This is a genomic window from Halomonas sp. AOP43-D1-4 (genome assembly GCF_052446175.1).
Taxonomy (GTDB): domain Bacteria; phylum Pseudomonadota; class Gammaproteobacteria; order Pseudomonadales; family Halomonadaceae; genus Vreelandella; species Vreelandella citrativorans.
The window spans coordinates 15,394-32,199 of the sequence record NZ_JBQSVY010000006.1 but is presented as its reverse complement, the minus strand read 5'-3'; the positions used below and the strand labels follow the sequence as shown (position 1 = coordinate 32,199).

The 16,806-nt window shown below is 54.3% G+C and carries 13 protein-coding genes; 5 read left to right on the top strand and 8 right to left on the bottom strand.

Annotated elements, in window-relative coordinates; genetic code table 11:
* The first annotated feature begins 3 nt into the window (after positions 1-3).
* Positions 4-1,794, top strand: a complete 1,791-nt coding sequence (gene ggt / locus ACT3RQ_RS07810; protein ID WP_444621897.1) for a gamma-glutamyltransferase — start codon at positions 4-6, stop codon at positions 1,792-1,794.
* A 53-nt stretch (positions 1,795-1,847) separates the two neighbouring features.
* Here the strand turns inward: ggt and ACT3RQ_RS07805 are convergent, their stop codons facing one another.
* Positions 1,848-3,734, bottom strand: coding sequence for a glycerophosphodiester phosphodiesterase family protein (locus tag ACT3RQ_RS07805; protein WP_444621898.1), 1,887 nt, complete (start codon positions 3,732-3,734; stop codon positions 1,848-1,850).
* A gap of 183 nt (positions 3,735-3,917) precedes the next feature.
* Positions 3,918-6,521: a bifunctional aconitate hydratase 2/2-methylisocitrate dehydratase gene (gene acnB / locus ACT3RQ_RS07800; RefSeq protein WP_087107353.1), complete on the bottom strand. Its 2,604-nt coding sequence runs from the start codon at positions 6,519-6,521 to the stop codon at positions 3,918-3,920.
* A gap of 496 nt (positions 6,522-7,017) precedes the next feature.
* Between acnB and ACT3RQ_RS07795 the strand changes: the two genes are divergently transcribed.
* Positions 7,018-7,674, top strand: a complete 657-nt coding sequence (locus ACT3RQ_RS07795; protein ID WP_087107350.1) for a tRNA-(ms[2]io[6]A)-hydroxylase — start codon at positions 7,018-7,020, stop codon at positions 7,672-7,674.
* 30 nt (positions 7,675-7,704) lie between these two features.
* Complete coding sequence (locus ACT3RQ_RS07790) at positions 7,705-11,604, top strand: AAA family ATPase (RefSeq protein WP_444680270.1); 3,900 nt, start codon at positions 7,705-7,707, stop codon at positions 11,602-11,604.
* Here the strand turns inward: ACT3RQ_RS07790 and ACT3RQ_RS07785 are convergent.
* Genes ACT3RQ_RS07785 through queC form a run of 4 tightly spaced genes read right to left on the bottom strand, consistent with a single transcriptional unit; the run spans position 11,601 to position 14,075 of the window.
* The gene (locus ACT3RQ_RS07785; protein WP_192528300.1) at positions 11,601-11,891 is read right to left on the bottom strand and encodes a YkgJ family cysteine cluster protein; all 291 of its coding nucleotides are present in this window, start codon (positions 11,889-11,891) and stop codon (positions 11,601-11,603) included. The two genes, ACT3RQ_RS07790 and ACT3RQ_RS07785, sit on opposite strands and share 4 nt — an antisense overlap.
* Entirely contained in the window at positions 11,888-12,721 is an 834-nt protein-coding gene (locus ACT3RQ_RS07780; RefSeq protein WP_192528299.1) for a 6-carboxytetrahydropterin synthase, read from the bottom strand. Before ACT3RQ_RS07780 ends, ACT3RQ_RS07785 begins: the two co-directional genes overlap by 4 nt.
* Positions 12,721-13,365 carry a 7-carboxy-7-deazaguanine synthase gene (gene queE / locus ACT3RQ_RS07775; RefSeq protein WP_087107343.1) on the bottom strand — a complete coding sequence of 215 codons (645 nt, stop codon included), beginning with the start codon at positions 13,363-13,365 and terminating at the stop codon, positions 12,721-12,723. Before queE ends, ACT3RQ_RS07780 begins: the two co-directional genes overlap by 1 nt.
* Entirely contained in the window at positions 13,365-14,075 is a 711-nt protein-coding gene (queC, locus tag ACT3RQ_RS07770; RefSeq protein ID WP_441679152.1) for a 7-cyano-7-deazaguanine synthase QueC, read from the bottom strand. The genes queE and queC overlap by 1 nt, the downstream gene beginning before the upstream one ends.
* Before the next feature lie 276 nt (positions 14,076-14,351).
* On the opposite strand from queC, the gene ACT3RQ_RS07765 reads away from it, so the two are divergent.
* Positions 14,352-14,768 carry an SRPBCC family protein gene (locus tag ACT3RQ_RS07765; RefSeq protein WP_444680269.1) on the top strand — a complete coding sequence of 139 codons (417 nt, stop codon included), beginning with the start codon at positions 14,352-14,354 and terminating at the stop codon, positions 14,766-14,768.
* The gene (locus ACT3RQ_RS07760; RefSeq protein ID WP_441679154.1) at positions 14,761-15,426 is read left to right on the top strand and encodes a VTT domain-containing protein; all 666 of its coding nucleotides are present in this window, start codon (positions 14,761-14,763) and stop codon (positions 15,424-15,426) included. The genes ACT3RQ_RS07765 and ACT3RQ_RS07760 overlap by 8 nt, the downstream gene beginning before the upstream one ends.
* On the opposite strand, the gene ACT3RQ_RS07755 is transcribed toward ACT3RQ_RS07760, so the two are convergent.
* Positions 15,423-15,662 carry a DUF2789 domain-containing protein gene (locus ACT3RQ_RS07755; protein ID WP_172118460.1) on the bottom strand — a complete coding sequence of 80 codons (240 nt, stop codon included), beginning with the start codon at positions 15,660-15,662 and terminating at the stop codon, positions 15,423-15,425. The genes ACT3RQ_RS07760 and ACT3RQ_RS07755 overlap by 4 nt on opposite strands.
* Positions 15,663-15,731: 69 nt before the next feature.
* The gene (locus ACT3RQ_RS07750) at positions 15,732-16,802 is read right to left on the bottom strand and encodes an asparaginase (protein ID WP_444680268.1); all 1,071 of its coding nucleotides are present in this window, start codon (positions 16,800-16,802) and stop codon (positions 15,732-15,734) included.
* Positions 16,803-16,806 lie beyond the last annotated feature (4 nt).

Here is a 16,806-nt window from a genome sequence, read left to right as displayed (position 1 = left end):
GTAATGTCCCCAAAAAGGATTAAATTAGCACTATCAGGATTGCTGTTAGTGCCGGTCTATAGCTTTGGGTTTAGCTATGAAACCCCCTCTATAACGCCAGAAGTTGGGTCGGGGTATGAGGAAAAACCCGGCTGGGAGGCGGAGTCGTTTGCAGTTGCGGCGGCTAACCCGTTGGCAACGGATGCAGGCTATCAAGTGTTGGCAAATGGTGGTAATGCCATTGACGCTGCTATCGCTGTGCAAATGGTATTAACACTGGTCGAGCCTCAGTCCAGCGGTATTGGCGGTGGTGCTTTTTTAATGTTCTATGATGGCTCAAACGTTCAGGCTTACGACGGCCGAGAGACAGCGCCTGGTGCGGTGACAGGGGAATTGTTCATGGAAAATGGCGAGCCGCTGCCCTTTGCAGATGCGGTAGCCAGTGGACTTTCTGTTGGTGTACCAGGCACGGTGCGAATGTTGGAACAAGCACATAAAGAGCACGGCCAGTTGGCTTGGGAGGCACTTTTTGAACCCGCTATTACGCTTGCCGAGGAAGGGTTTGCCGTTAGTCAACGGCTGCACACCAGCCTTGCCAATGATGAAGCGTTACGTAGTGACCCGCTCGCCGAGAGCTTCTATTACCAGCCTAACGGCGAGCCGCTAGCGGTTGGCGACACGTTAAAAAACCCGGCGTTGGCGAGCATATTGCGCCAAATTGCGACCAACGGCAGCGCGGCCTTTTATGAGGGCGACATTGCTGAGGATTTAGTAAATCGTGTACAGAACCATCCGGTGCGGCCAGGCAGCATGACCCTTGAGGATGTTGGCGGCTACCAGACAATTGAGCGGGAACCGCTGTGTACGCCATGGCAACAGTGGGAAGTGTGCGGATTTCCTCCGCCTTCGTCTGGGCATATTACCATTATGCAAATACTGGGCCTTTTAGATCAGCAGCCGTTGTTGGAAGCACCCTTGGATAACGGCGTATCCAGCAGTGGTTGGCTGCATCAGTTTTTGGAGGCTTCTCGGCTGGCCTTCGCTGATCGCGGACGTTATATCGCGGACCCTGAGTTCGTAGAGGCGCCGGGTGGGGACTGGTCATTAATGCTGGCGCCTGACTATCTTTCAGAGCGTAGTAAGTTAATTGGCGACACCAGCATGGGCGATAGTGCGGAGCCAGGAAACCCTGGTGAGCTTGACGTTAGCTTTGCCTCACAGCCGGATCAGCCGGAATATGGCACTAGCCATATCAGTATTATTGATGCTGAAGGCAATGCCGTGGCGATGACCACGTCTATTGAGCAGGCGTTTGGTTCGCGCATCCTTGCCGATGGAGGAACCGGGCTGCCGGGTGGGTACCTGCTTAATAACGAGTTGACCGACTTTTCGTTTACCCCAGAGGTGGACGGCGAGCTGGTTGCTAATCGGGTTGAGCCTGGCAAGCGTCCGCGTTCAAGCATGAGCCCAACACTCGTCTTCGATAAAGAGTCGGGCGAGCTGGTGGCAAGCCTGGGGTCGCCGGGTGGCGCGGCTATTATTCATTACACCGCCCGCACGTTAGTTGCGATGCGTGATTGGGGGATGAGTGCTCAAGAAGCGCTCAATTTGCCTCACGCCATTACCATGGGAGGCGATGTTTATTTGGAAGAGGGGCGCTTCCCGGAAGCGACCCTGGAAGTGCTTGAGGAGTACGGGCATACCATCAGTGAAAGAGAGCTAACCAGTGGGCTTCAGGCCATCCGTAGGCTGGAGGATGGGACGCTGTTTGGCGGTGCCGACCCGCGTCGCGAAGGCGTTGTTATGGGCGATTGATCCCATTAACTGGCTTTACGAAATGAGCTGTCAGTGGCGTGTTTAAGTACACGTCACTGACGTAGCCAATTGCGCAGCTTCACCAACAGAAGCTCCCCATCGCTTAACGCTCGCCGCTCTTCAATCAATTCGCGTAAACGCGCGGGATAGTCGGTAATAATTGCATCAACCCCTAAATCGATCAGTGTAGACATTCTTGCCCGGTCATTGACTGTCCAGGCGTGTATCTCATAGCCATAAAGCGCTGCAAGACGCACTTCCTCTGCTGTAATACGGTTATGGCGAAGTCCCAAGGCATCGAAGCTTCGGCGGTCCAGCGTGCCTGGCAGGATTAATTGTGCCAGCAGTGTGACGCGTAGTTCAGGCGCTTGGCGTTTGATGTGGGCAGACAGTGATGGCGTCATCGTGGCTACCCGCATCTCCAGCATTGCGTTGGGAAAGCCGCACTCGCCATACGCTGTTATAGGATGACTGCTTTTAGCCCAGCAGGCATAGCGCATATCGGTCTCAGCACGCAGTAGGGCAATGACTGCATCAGCAAGTGCTTGTTCCTCGCCGGGCAGTGCCTTCATGTCGATCATCAATCCGGCATGGCCACGTACGCGTTCAAGTACCTCATCCAGGCCTGCGATAGGCTCGTTTTGAAAAGCATCACCGAACCAACTGCCTATGTCGTACTGACTAAGCTCTTCACGCGTTAAGTCGCCGAATTCTCTGTTATCACCGGTTAATCTTGCCAGGCTTCGGTCATGGTAAATCATGACCTGCCCATCGGCGGACAAGCGAACATCCAGCTCTACGGCGTCAGCTTTATCGATGATGGCCTGGTTAACCGCGGCCAGGGTGTTTTCGGGGGCGACCGTTGAACTACCACGGTGCGCAAACACGTTTACATTGTCGCGTAGTTCAAAGCTGTTCAGGATCCACCAGGCTTGTAAGGCGGCCAGTAGCAATACACTAAGTTCAACCGCCCAGGCAAATCGGCCCGGGAGGACGATTTTTGATGGAGGGGCAGGGCGCACCTTGTGATGCGCTAACTGAAGGTACAAACAAGCAGAAAGCAGTGCGTTAGCCGCAATACCGATAAAGGTAACGGCGAGGGTTAACAGCAGATAGCCTGTTAAATAGGCAAACATGATGGGAATTAGAAAAGTGTTGTGTTCTGGTAGCCACCAGAGAAGCGGCGTTACCAGCGCATCAAAGGCGATGGTGGTGATAACAGGTAGTGCAATAATGAGCAGTAACAGGATGAGTACGGCCGCGCCAATGGAGCGGTGCCAGCCTTTGGTTAAATGAAAACTGTGCGTCAGGGCGCGTAGCGGGCTGTAGTTATCAAGCGCTACTAAAGGAAGCGCTAACAGCCAGCGCAGATAAAGCCAGGCCGCTAAGCTTAGCCAAATCACCACAAGCGGCAGCGCGCAGGCAATAAAATACCAAAGCACTGGCGGCATGACACGCTGTAAATAGTAAGGGTCCAAGCCGCTTAGCCAAACACTATAAAGCCACGCAAGAGCGACCATGAAAGGGGCCAGCAGCAGCAAATGCGTACCGACCTGTAAAATGACTAACCCTGCCAGTGCGGGGAGGCGACGAACGCTTAACCAGAGTGCATCAAACGCAAGCCGGTAATGATTGCCGTGAGGCCGAACGGCGACCTGGAGCATGCCAGCCTGTTGCCAGTAAAGTATAAGAAAAGTAAAGACCAGGCCGACCAGCATGCAAGCAAGGCCCAAGGGGCTAAACAGCAGGCTGATTAGCTCGTCATTGGTGATCACTGTACGTTTTAATTGGGCAAGCAGGCCTTGGGTTATCCACCCAATTAGGGGTAATAACAGGGCAGAGGCCAGTAAGGTAAAAAACAAATGATAGGCGATCAAGGGGCGTAGATGATCGCGCAGTGTCTTCATTAAGGCCGAGCCAAGATGTGTCAGTGGCTGCATTGTCTTTTAAATCATAAGGATGAACTAACAGAGTGGCAGTATCCGGAAGCCCTCGCAAGTCGCCGACATCTTGCGGTAATAAAAACGCCCCACAACGAGAGGTTGCGGGGCGTTCGGTCATCGTCTCAGAATTAACGGAATTTCATTAAGTCTGTGATGGTGCGAGCATCGGCGATAGGATGGTTACGCTTCTTGAGCAACCGGAATCACGTTTGAGGCGATTTTCTGATACTCCTCAATTTCGTGGAAGTTCATATAACGATAGATCTCTCCTGCCATGGCGTCAAATTCACTCATGTAACGCTGATACTCTTCAACGGTTGGCAGGCGACCTTCCACCGCGGCAACCGCGGCGAGTTCCGCCGAGGCAAGGTACACGTTGGCACCATCGCCCAAACGGTTCGGGAAGTTACGTGTAGACGTAGACACAACGGTGCTTTTTGCAGCAACGCGCGCCTGGTTACCCATACACAGTGAGCATCCCGGCATTTCCATACGCGCACCGGCACGACCATAAATGCCGTAGTAACCCTCTTCGGTCAGTTGGTGCTGGTCCATTTTGGTCGGCGGTGCCAGCCACAGGCGAGTTTTGAGGCTGCCTGCAGGCTGCTTTTCAAGTAGTTTACCCGCTGCGCGGAAATGACCAATGTTGGTCATGCACGAGCCGATAAATACTTCATCAATCTTTTCGCCCGCTACGTCTGACAGCAAACGAGCATCGTCAGGATCGTTAGGCGCGCAAAGTACTGGCTCTTTAATCTCGGACAAATCAATTTCGATGACTTCGGCGTATTCGGCATCCGCATCGGCACGCATCAGGCTCGGGTCGGCAAGCCACGCTTCCATACCTTCGATACGACGACTAATCGTACGCTCATCGCCATAACCGTTAGCGATCATCCACTTCAGCAGTGTGATGTTGGATTTCAGGTACTCGGTAACGCTCTCATCAGACAGCGTAATAGTACAGCCAGCGGCAGAGCGCTCAGCAGAGGCATCGGAAAGCTCAAATGCCTGCTCGACCGTTAAGTCTTCAAGGCCTTCAATTTCCAGCACGCGGCCAGAGAACGCATTCTTCTTGTTGGCCTTATCAACGGTCAGAAGACCTTGCTTGATGCCGTAAAGCGGAATGGCGTGAACCAGGTCGCGCAGGGTAACGCCAGGCTGGCGCTTGCCTTTAAAGCGCACCAGTACGGATTCCGGCATATCCAGCGGCATAACGCCGGTGGCAGCAGCGAAGGCCACCAGGCCAGAACCAGCCGGGAACGAGATGCCCAGCGGGAAGCGGGTGTGCGAGTCGCCGCCGGTGCCTACTGTATCTGGCAACAGCATACGGTTCAGCCAGCTGTGGATGATGCCGTCGCCAGGACGCAGCGATACACCGCCGCGGTTCATAATGAAGTCAGGCAGTGTGTGGTGAGTGTCCACGTCAACCGGCTTCGGATAGGCCGCCGTGTGGCAGAATGACTGCATGACCAAGTCCGCTTGGAAGCCCAGGCAGGCCAGGTCTTTCAGCTCGTCCCGGGTCATCGGGCCAGTAGTATCCTGGGAGCCGACCGTGGACATTTTAGGTTCGCAGTACATGCCCGGACGAACGCCTTCCAGGCCGCACGCCTTACCGACCATTTTCTGCGCCAGGGTAAAGCCCTTGCCAGTGTCTTTGGGCTGATCCGGCAGGCGGAATACGTCAGAAGGCTCAAGGCCAAGAGACTCACGTGCTTTGCCCGTCAGGCCACGACCGATGATCAGAGGAATACGGCCGCCAGCACGTACTTCGTCCAGGATCAGCTGAGTTTTCAATGCAAACGTGGTGAGCACTTCATCAGTACCGTGCTTGCACACCTTGCCTTCGTAGGGGTAGACGTCGATGACATCGCCCATTTCCAGCTTTGATACGTCCAGTTCAATCGGGAGTGCGCCAGAATCTTCCATGGTGTTAAAGAAGATCGGAGCAATTTTGCTACCAAAACAGAAGCCGCCAGCGCGCTTGTTGGGAACGTAAGGGATATCGTCACCAAAGAACCACAGCACGGAGTTAGTGGCTGATTTACGTGAAGAGCCCGTACCCACGACATCACCGACATAAGCAACCGGGAAGCCTTTGGATTTGACTTCCTCAATTTGCTTGAGCGGACCCATAGAGCCCGGTACTTCAGGCACAATGCCGTCACGCTCGTTTTTGAGCATGGCATTGGCGTGCAGCGGGATATCGGGGCGCGACCAAGCATCGGGTGCTGGTGACAGATCATCAGTGTTGGTTTCACCCGGCACCTTAAAGACGGTCAGGGTGATTTTTTCTTCTAAAGCAGGCTTGGAAAGGTACCACTCTGCTTCTGCCCAAGACTGAATAACGTCCTTGGCAACGCTGTTACCCTTTTTGGCACGCTCTTCAACATCATGAAAGGCATCAAACATCAGCAGGGTATGCTTGAGCTGTTCGCCGGCTTCACGCGCTAACTCTTCGTTATCCAAAAGTTCTACCATGGATACGATGTTGTAGCCGCCTTGCATGGTGCCCAGCAGCTTAACCGCGTGGATTTTATCGATCAGCGGAGAGGTTGCTTCGCCCTTGGCGATTGCAGTAAGAAAGCCCGCTTTTACATAAGCGGCTTCATCGACGCCCGGCGGAACCCGGTTGGTGATCAGATCAAGAACAAATTCCTCTTCACCCGCCGGTGGGGTTTTTAGCAGCTCAATTAAGGCGGCAACTTGCTCGGCGTTTAGAGGCTTGGGTGGTACGCCTTCAGCGGCGCGTTCCTCGACATGTTGGCGATATGCTTCAAGCACGTTGGGGCCCTCTCATCTGCTTTATGGTGGCGAGCACACATTTTCACGGTGTTTGAGCGTGCGCTCGGACACATGACATACGCTTGGAAACAGCGTCTGGTTGGATGACACGGATTCTACGGCAAACTGTCGACAATGTTAAGAAGAAGGCGAGAGGCAGGTGTTGTACTTTATGTTGATACACAAAAAATACCGCTTTAAAGGCCTGTGTTTTGGCCGTTTGGGACACTTTCTGGCAGGGTGTGATGGGCCTGAGCATGCTAAAGGTGTGATCGCGGTTGCGCCGCGTTACCATGGCTTGGACGCTATAACGTTACGGTTGCTTTCCACGTTGAGCTAACCTCACAGCGAAGCGTAGAGCGCCATTATTTCTATTAGCGGTGGCCAGCAATATGTACCCAAGAGACATGGCATTGTTCTTGCGGTTTGGGAACGGGGTGAACGCTATCGGCGTTTAAATATTGTACAATTGTGAAAAAATGCTCGGAAGAACGTTATGTCAATGCAATTGCCGGAATTAACACCCGCAGACCATAAACTTCAAGCAGATGACTTGTTGCCCGAAAGTTTAAATGAATTTCTTGCCTGTATAACGCCGGACAGCTGGCTTAAATGGGCGCTAGATAACCCCGAAATACTGCTTGTTGACCACGCTCAGTGTGAGAAAAAGGCCGCTTCGACGGCCATGAGCTTGCTGTATCGTTATGTAGACCAGCCTCTTTTATTGAGCAAAATGTCTCAGCTCGCCCGCGAAGAATTGCTGCACTTTGAGCAAGTTGTGGGTTTAATGGAAAAGCGCGGCGTTGAATACAAGCATTTAACCGCTTCCCGGTACGCTGAGGGCTTGCGACGTCATGTGCGCAGCAATGATCCAGAGCGTCTTATTGATATCCTCATTATTGGCGCCTTAATAGAAGCACGCAGCTGCGAGCGTTTTGCTCGCTTGATTCCTTACCTGGATGAAGAGTTGGCTAAATTTTATCGCACGCTGGTTAAGTCCGAAGGGCGTCATTTTGAAGACTACCTACTGCTTGCGCAGCAGCAAACTAACGCTTCCATTGATGAAAGAATTGCTTTTTTTGTGGCCCGGGAAGCAGAGCTGATAACGTCACCCGATACGGCTTTTCGTTTTCATAGTGGTGTACCCGCTTAATACACCACTAGCCCAGGCAGGATATGTAGCATGCGCGATACTCGTGAGTCTGATCAGCTAATCCTCTTTGGTCATTTTTCCCTCTCTCAGGGGGATGGTGTACTAACCCACTTTAGCTATGACAAAGTCAAAGCGCTGTTAGTCTACTTACTGCTTCACCGCCAGCCGGTGAACCGTGCGGTGCTCGCCGAGCTGTTATGGCCTGACCAGGGGCTTTCATCAGGCAGGACTAACTTGCGCCATGCCCTGCACTGCCTGCGTCATTCGCTCGGGGATAACGCTGATCAAGTCTTGAATGTGTCGCGCCAAACCATCGCTTTTAACCTGCCATCGACTTGGCGCATCGATTTACATGAACTGCAGCAACTGCTGGAAGGCCCCCGCGAATTAGCAACGCTCGAAGCGGTGCTGACCTGCTATCAGGGAGACCTCGTTGAGGAGCTCCAGCTAACCAACTGTAGCGAATTTCAGCGGTGGTTCGTACAAGTGCGCAACGAATGGCGTCAGCGTGTCATTCGCTTTGCTGAGCAGGTCCTGGAAGCCCATGAGGATGCGCCAGATGTAATGCTTGAAGGCTTGGTAAGCCGCTTTTCTGGTTACGCACCTTTTCATGAGCGCTTGGTGCGCCAGCTTGCCGAGCAGAACCAAATCGCTGCTGCTCACGAGCAATACAATGGTTATTTACAGTTATTAGCACTTTCGGGGCAGCAGCCTGAGCCCAGTTTTTTACAGCTCGCAAGCTATTGGTCGGATGGGCCGCATGATCCTCGTGCTATGTCCCCTCAGGGCGCTTTTTCGCGCGTATTGGCAGCGGACAGCAAGCCGCTACGCGACGATGAAATCGAGCTGCGCCAGCTCTCCGTGATGGCTATTCGGCTGCGCTTGAAGGGCGACTGGCAGGAGCGTGCAGCAGTGCGTAGCTGTCTGGCCTTGCAGCTGGAGTTACTGCGTTGGTTAGAGCAGCAGTGTCATCATCTGGGGGGATTCTGGTTACCTGGGGCAACCGGAGGACTCGGGCTCGCCTGTTTTGGTACACATGGGCCCGCACACCAGCTTGCGGAGCTGGTAGCGCTTTACGAACACTGTCAACATGCGCTGCCGCAAGAGTCGGCGCGTCATTGGGACAGGGAAGGTGAGCCGCCCGCCTTTGAGCTTGCCGCCGGTTTAAATAGCGGGCGGGTCGTCTATTTGGCAGAGCGTCAGCTAGCGGACCCTCTTGGTCAGGTGACGCAAGTTGCCTTGGAGCTAATGAGTGCGGCAGAGGGCAGTGAGCTGGTCATCTCTCAGGAGGCCAGCCAGCACATGCCCCCCGCGCTTGATCTACAGCCACGCCTGGTGTCTCGGCTGGTGGCAAGCGATGGGCGTATTCGTCTGCGCGCGCTGGTCTTGGGTCAAAATGAAGGGGGGCGTGATGCGCTACCGCCGAGTTTAGTCGGGCGTGAGGCCGCGCTGCGTACGCTCCGCGATGCCTTGGCGCGGGCGGGAATTGGGCTGCGCCAAAGCGTGCTTGTCCGAGGTGCTTCGGGCATGGGGAAATCTGCGCTCATGGTGGGCTTTCGTCAGCTTGAATTAAGTCGCGATGCCGCGATTTGTTGGCAGCCAACGACGCGATTATCTGTACTTGAACCTTACGGCATTGCCCGCAGCCTGGTGGCCTGGCATCTAAATGCGCCACCTGCACTGGATACCTTGCATGCCATGCAAACAACTCTGGGCTTGGGTCTTTTAGAAAAGAGCCGACAGCACCTACTTGAAGAAGCGCTTGGGGTTAGGGACGTTCAAGAGGTGGCGCAGCTTGCGCAAAATGGCGAGGCGGCGGAGCTGGTCGTACAGTTGTTACATCGCTTGATTGAGCAGCAATCCAGTGAACGTACGCTGGTGCTAATGATTGATGATCTTCAATGGGTTGATGAACCCTCCTTTAAAGTGCTGGCAGGCCTTCAGGCGCGCTTGCCTATCAATACGGCGTTTATGCTGATTGCCAGTCACCATGGACGTGAACCCTTACCGGTTAAGCTTCACTGGGACCAGCAGATCAATTTGGGCAAGTTGGATGTCCAGCAATCGTCACGCCTGCTTTCACAGCTGTCACGCCGCTACCGCATACATTTAAGCCCCCGGCTGCGTAACCAGATCATAGAGCGGTGCGATGGCGTGCCGCTTTACATGCAGGAAATTTGCCGACGCCTGGACATGGACCGTCGCGAAGGACGTAGTGTCCAATTTGATGAGCTGCCGAAGGGGTTGCTGGGCTTGCTAGCCAGCCGTATTGATCAGTTGGAGGCCGACCGCATTATTGCCCACGTGGCGGCAGTACTTGGCAAACGTTTCCGGCTGGATTTTTTGCTGGAGTGCAGTGGCTGGGAGCCCGCTCGACTAACGCAAGCGCTCGAGCATATGCGTCAGCTCGAGATCATTGAGCCCGTTAATAAAGAAGTCGGTGAGCAAGAGTACCAGTTTAGCCATCAGCTTCTTCAGGAAGCTGCCTATCTCTCCTGCCCGCGCGATGTACGCGTCAAACTGCATCAGCAGGTCGTCACGCTAATTGAAGAGCGTTTCCCCATGTGGATTAGTCGCCATCCTGGCGACTTTGCTGCGCACTTGCGTAGAAGCGGTCATTACGCGCGCGGCGCACGCTATTTTGAGCTTTCTGCTCGCGAGGCGCTAAAGGTCAGTGCTAACCGAACGGCGTTGCGGATGGCCGACGCAGGGTTGGCAAGCTTGCGCCATGTTGAGCATGAGATAGAGCGCGAGGTTAGCCTGCTTACGGTACGTGGGCAGGCCGCATTTTCCTTGGAAGGACACGGCTCACCCATCGCTCATGAAAGTTTTGTTCGCGCCCGAGAGCTACTGCGTGAGTCCGGCAGCGATATGTTGGATGACCCTGAAGAGCTTGAGCAGGTCTTTCTGGTTAAGTGGGGGCTCTGGGTAGGGCGCAGCCAGCGCTATGCGCATGCCGATGCGTTTGCGCTTGCCTCGACGCTTGCGGATATCGCGGAGCGACTGGAAGACCCGCGCTATCGCCGTTTAGCGGATTATGCACGCGCTCAATGCGAGTACTGGGCAGGGCGTATCCAGCAGGCCCACGATCATCTGGATGAAATTGATCCGCTCAATGCGCAAATGATGATTGAGTGGTTACCGTTCTCTGATCACCCGCAGGTAACGGCAGCGTGTTTTCAAGGCTGGGCGCTCTGTTTACGGGGCGACTATCAGCGTGCAGAGCGGCAAGTATCGGCAGCGCTTCGGTTGGCGGAAAAAATTGGCCATCCAGGCACGCTGGCAATGTCGCTGTTATTCGCGGCTTCACTCTATCGTCAGTTAGGGCATGTGCACTTGGCGGCGCGCCAGGCGGAGAGGGCGGCAGCCATGACCGTCACGCCCGACTTGCAATTATGGCAAATCTCGGCCCAGGCGGTGTTGGGATGGCAGCGCGCATTGGCAGGTGATCAAGGGGGGCTTGCACAAATACGCGAAAGCCTTGAGCGGATGACCGAGCTTAAAGGGAGCGACCGCTACCAGCGCCCCTCATTATGGTATATCGATGCCTGTATTGAGCTGGGTGAGCTTGATGTCGCAGAAGACTATTTGGATCAATGCCTTGTGATCGCCCGTGAGCGTACTACGCTGTTTTTGCCTGAGCTAGCGACGCTGTTGGCGAGCGTTCGGCACCAGCTTGGACATCCAGCGAACGAGGTTAGGGCGCTTGCCGAGATGGCCATCAGCCAGTCCCGAGAAAATGGGAACCGCCACCAAGAGCTGGCGGCCCTTGAGTTATGGTTGATGCACATTGAGCCGGGCGACCTTAACGCCAAAGAGGCGTTCCGGCATTTGCTGAATGATGTTAGTCATAGTGATGCGCCGGTGCTGGTACGTTGGGTGAGCCTGCTGGATCGTCGTTTGACCCAGCCTGCGGGCGTAGAAGGTTAGGGGTATCCAGTTTCTGTTTCGAGGTGCGCAAGGGTGGCGAGTGCCTGATCACGGTGCTCGCCACAAACGCTGGCATCAAAGTTAAAGTTGGCGCATACGGCGGGGCGGCTTGTATCGCCAAAAAGCCGACATAGATTCTGCTCATCCAGCTGAATGCAGCGAACCCCGGCAGGCTTGCCTTGAGGCATCCCAGGAATCGGTGAGCTGATGGATGGCGCTATACAGCACGCCCCACAACCCGCTCGGCAGCCTTCGCTTTGCTTAACGATAATGCCTGCCTCACTCATGGCGTAAATTCCGCAAAGGCGCCTTTGTTAATCCCCTCGAATGCTTGAACATGTGTTGCGTGGCCGCTTTCATCGGCGATGCTACGTGCCAGCCAGATGGCGATATTCTCTACGGTAGTGGGGCCTGGTAATACCGCGCAGCGGTCTGTTGGCAGGCGAATGGCGAAGTCTCCCTGGGCTGCCTGGTAACGACAGGTCAAGAACACATCGTCCTGGTGTTCAATATCCGCTTGCTCAAGTAGGTAGCGGTTATCCAGCCAGTGTGCCCAGCGAGCTTCCAGCTCAGGTTGGCGCGTGCCCGATTGCCAAACAGAGAGCCTGGAGCGGTGGCCGTGGGCAATACGTTGGCAGTTGCCCTGGTGCCGTTTAAGGCCATGGCTATAGCCATAGGCTGCTCCGGTCGTAGCTTCATCACTTAACGTTAGCGTGACACGGTCAACGTTGACGGGGCGCTGCGCGGTCAACTCGCCACTTAAATACGCCGCTACCTGTTCAAGCGTAATAGATGCCCAGGGAAGCAGGCTAAAGGCTTCGGCAGGCCCACGTACTTCCATGGGGTAAGGTGTTTCGGTGCGAACGCAGAGGCCTTCCTCGCAATCAGTAATGCTTACACCGGGTGCCTGCGTGGGCACCAGAAGCGTATGGTCGAGACCGCTGTCCAGGGTGTGTTTGATCCAGGGCTTTACCTCGCCAAAATCAAATAGCATGCCGTCTTCACCCAAGGCGCCTTCAAGGAGCGCATCTACTTGCCAGCTGCAGCCGATGAGTCCGCGCGTTGGGCACCAAACAGAGACATCCATATGGGTTAACTGATTTACAAATAAAGCCATTAGTCAAACCCTGCGATTTTGTGAATTTGAAGCGTAAGGCGCCACTGTGGGTTAGCCATACAGTAATCCGTTGCCTGAGCGATGGTGTCGGACTGCAGCCCTAACGGGCTTACATCCATGGGCTGCAAAAAGAAGTGAGTAAACGCAAGGTCTTCAAATGCAGGAGGCAGAGCATTAGCCTGCGGATAAACAAGTTTTAATTCATTTCCCTGAGTAATGGCCAAAGGATTACTACCTTTAGGGCTAACGCACAACCAATCAATACCGGGAGGGGGAAGCAACGTACCGTTCGTTTCAACGGCTACTTCAAAGCCCTGCTGGTGTAGCTTGTCAATTAACGGTGTATCCAGTTGGAGCAGCGGCTCACCGCCGGTAAACACCACATAAGGGGTGGCATTCGCGCTACCTTTTGGCCAGAGCGCATTAATATGCGCAGCCAGCTCGGCCGCTGTCGCGAATCGCCCGCCGTTTTGTCCGTCAGTGCCGATAAAATCGGTATCGCAAAAGGTACATTTTGCATGAGCGCGATCCACTTCACGGCCTGACCACAAATTACAGCCACTAAAACGGCAAAAAACGCTGGCACGACCCGCTTGTGCGCCTTCGCCCTGTAGCGTGTAAAAGGCTTCTTTAACGTGGTACATCAGCGATTCACCTGAGCTGTCGCATCGTAAGCCAAAGGGTCGAGCACATTGTTAGCGGCAAAGGCCTCCAAGCGCTCTCGGCAGCTGCCGCACTGACCACACGCTAACGCACGTCCTTCATAACAGGTCCAGGTATGCTGGTAATCAAGCCCCATGGACAGGCCATCGCGTAAAATATCCGCTTTTGATGAGTAGAGGTAAGGGGCATGCAGCGTAACGTGCTCAAAGTTGGCAATACCCGCCACGTGATTCATGGCATCGACAAACTCGGGGCGGCAATCCGGGTATAAAACATGGTCACCGCCATGGGCGCCATAATCCACGCGCCCAGCGCCTATATTGACCGCTTTGGCAATCGCCAGGGACAGTAAAATCATATTGCGATTGGGAACGACAGTGGCGCGCAAATTATCATCTGCGTAGTCACCCGTCGGCATGGCCTGGTCGGCGTTGGTCAGTGCGGAGTTATCGATCAAACCGTGAATGGCTCGAATGTCGACTACCTGGTGAGGAATACCCAACTGACGGCACACGTGCGTAGCCACATCCAACTCGCGTGCGTGACGTTGGCCATAGTCAAAAGATAGTGCGTGAACCTCCAGACCTTCACGCAGTGCGCGGTGAAGCACCGTATAGGAGTCCATGCCGCCGGAATAGATAACCACCGTCGCTGTCGGTGACGTAGAAGGGAGAGAAAACGTACTGGACATAAATAGTGCTCGCTGTCGGAGAATTTTTCGTGCGCGATAAGGCTGCACGGAGTGCCGGGGTCCGGTCCGGGAGGGCGGCAGTTTACGCAATGAGAACGTATCTGACCAGCCGTAGTCTGAATGATCGTCTCTCCTTGTTCGCCATTCCCGATAAATTGAGCAGCATGCTACGCTCATTGTTTTGCTAAGCTTATCGTTTCCGGCGGTTACAGATGGTGTTTCGGTTTACAGGTAGCTTAGCGGTTAACAGTTAGTTTTCAGCGGTTCGAGGGGATCATGGCCACCATAGAGCACAGTGAAATTGTTAAAGCATCACCTGAGCGCGTATTTGAGCTATTGCGCCGCGTGGAAGATTTTGCTGATTATTCTGATTTAATACGTTCCATTGATGTATTGGGGGGCGACCGCTATCGTTGGCATGTCCGTGCAGTAGGTATGGACTGGGCATTTGACGTGGAAGTGACAGAGATTCAGGCGCCCCATACGCTGGCTTGGGAGTCGCTTGATGGGGTGAAAAATCAGGGGCGCTACCGGCTGCGTGAAGTGCCAGAAGGAACGGAAGTATCGCTTACGCTTGGTTATGAAATTCATAATCGCTTTATGGAAAAAGCCGTTAATAAAGCAGCGAAGCCGCTCGTAGGTAAAGTGAGCCGGCAAATTCTTGAGCGTGTTGAGGTCAGGCTGAATGCGTAATGCCTTTCGTCTTGTGTGGCGTTTGGCGATAGCCGTTGGCATGATAGCCATACTGGCGTGTATGTGGTTTTGGCACTCGCCGGATTTAATGGCGGTCAGGCATACCGTTGACGAATGGACACATCATCCCGCAGTAGTGGTTGGGGTGGTTGTCCTTATGGCCGTTACCCTGGCTGCCGGGTTGCCCGGGAGTATTGGCTTTTGGCTAATTGCGCCCTTTTACCCACCTGTCGTTGCCACCATTATGCTGACACTTGGAAGTGTGGCGGGCGCATTCGGTGGCCATCAGTTAGCAGCACGTACCCGTAGCGCATGGCAACCTAAAGGGCTAACCCTAAAAGTCATGCAAACGCTTCAGGACAGGGGAGATCTATTAACCCAGTGCGCACTTCGTGTCTTGCCGGGTTTTCCTCACGCGGTGATCAACTTTGCAGCTGGGCTATGCCGTGTGCCACTGTCGATTTTTCTTCTTGCGGCAACGCTAGGCCTATCGATTAAGTGGGGCGTATACAGCAGCGCTATTCATGGGGCGCTTGAAGCGATAGAGGAAGAAAATGCACTTCAGTTTGAGGTGCTGCTACCGCTTGTTGCTCTTACGGTACTATTGCTTGTTGGTGCTTGGGTCAAGCGCCGCTCGAAAGCGGCGCCAGCGCGTTAACTCCCTTGGTGCATGGCAACGTCCAACTCGTCGACTAGCTCGGCCCAGTCAGCGTCGTCTTCAATGGCTTCACGAAGAAATTCCGCTTGGCCTTCATTCCAACAGGGCGCATCGGAAAGCACCATCTCTTTGGGCAAAGGGCGATGGCGCTTGATGAAAACTTCAATCGACTCAGCGTCTGATGGCAGGCCCAGTTGTTCGAAAAGATCACTAAAAAGATGTACCGGTTTTTCCATAATTACGGGCTCCGTCAACTGGTTAGCATTGATTAAACATAGCGTAAATTACGGATATCACCATGCTTATTAGCGTTCGCCGACTAATGAAGCGAGAAAGCGTTGCCGCTGTGTCTCTACATCAAGCGGTTGAGCTAAAAGATGGACCAGTTTGGTAAAGGTGGCTTCTGGTGTCATGGCATCGCCTGAGAGCACGCCTGCATCTGTTAACCCCTCGCCCGCAGCGTATGCTCCCATATGAACGCTGCCTTCAGGGCAAAGGCTTATCGCCGCTAGCAATTTCCCCTCACCGGCCGCGCTAGCCAGTACATTCAATAGGGCTGGATCGTTAGGCAGATTGCCCGCTCCCCACAACTGGATAACAGCGCCTTTAACGCGTGAATCTCCAAGCCAGGCTTCCAGTTGCCAAGCGGCCAAACCGGGCCAGAGCGCGATACGAACCACTTCGCCTTTATCCAACCCTTGGTAGCTGGGGAGTTCAAAGCGTGGCGCGCCACGCTGTAGAAAGGCAAGCCCACGGCTTGGATAGTAAACAAAGTCATTGCCTACTCGCTCACCAAGTAGCGGATAACCTTGAGAGGTGAAGGCTGTTAGTGCGTCGCTGTGCAGCTTTATAGCTCGTACGCCACGCATTAACCGGTTTGCAAAATAAATAGCGACTTCCTGAAGCTCGGCGTTTGCCGCAAATCGCAGCGCGCCATGAATATTATCAAGGGCGTCGCTGTTTGGTGCTTCCAAGGGGCGCATTGCGCCGGTTACAACGACGGGGCGCTCTACGCCTTGCAATTGATAGGCAAGGCTGGCGGCCGTCCAGCTAAGCGTATCGGTACCATGAATCACGACAAACCCCCGGTAATCCGTTAACCGGGTGGCGATGTCGCTAGCTAACTGCTGCCACTGAAGTGGGGTCGCCGCGCTGGAATCAATCAGCGTGGTATAACTAATAACATCATAAGCAGGAAGCGATTGCTGTTGGGCAATGGGGAGCTTGCCAAACGCGGTCGCCATACGTTGGGTAAAGTTCGCACCGGGCGTCAGCCCATTGGCACCTTGCTGCATGCCGATGGTGCCGCCCGTATAAATAACCAAAATGCGTTCGTGGGTGGGAGCCGTTGCGGTTAAAGGTGAGAAGCTACTCATCACG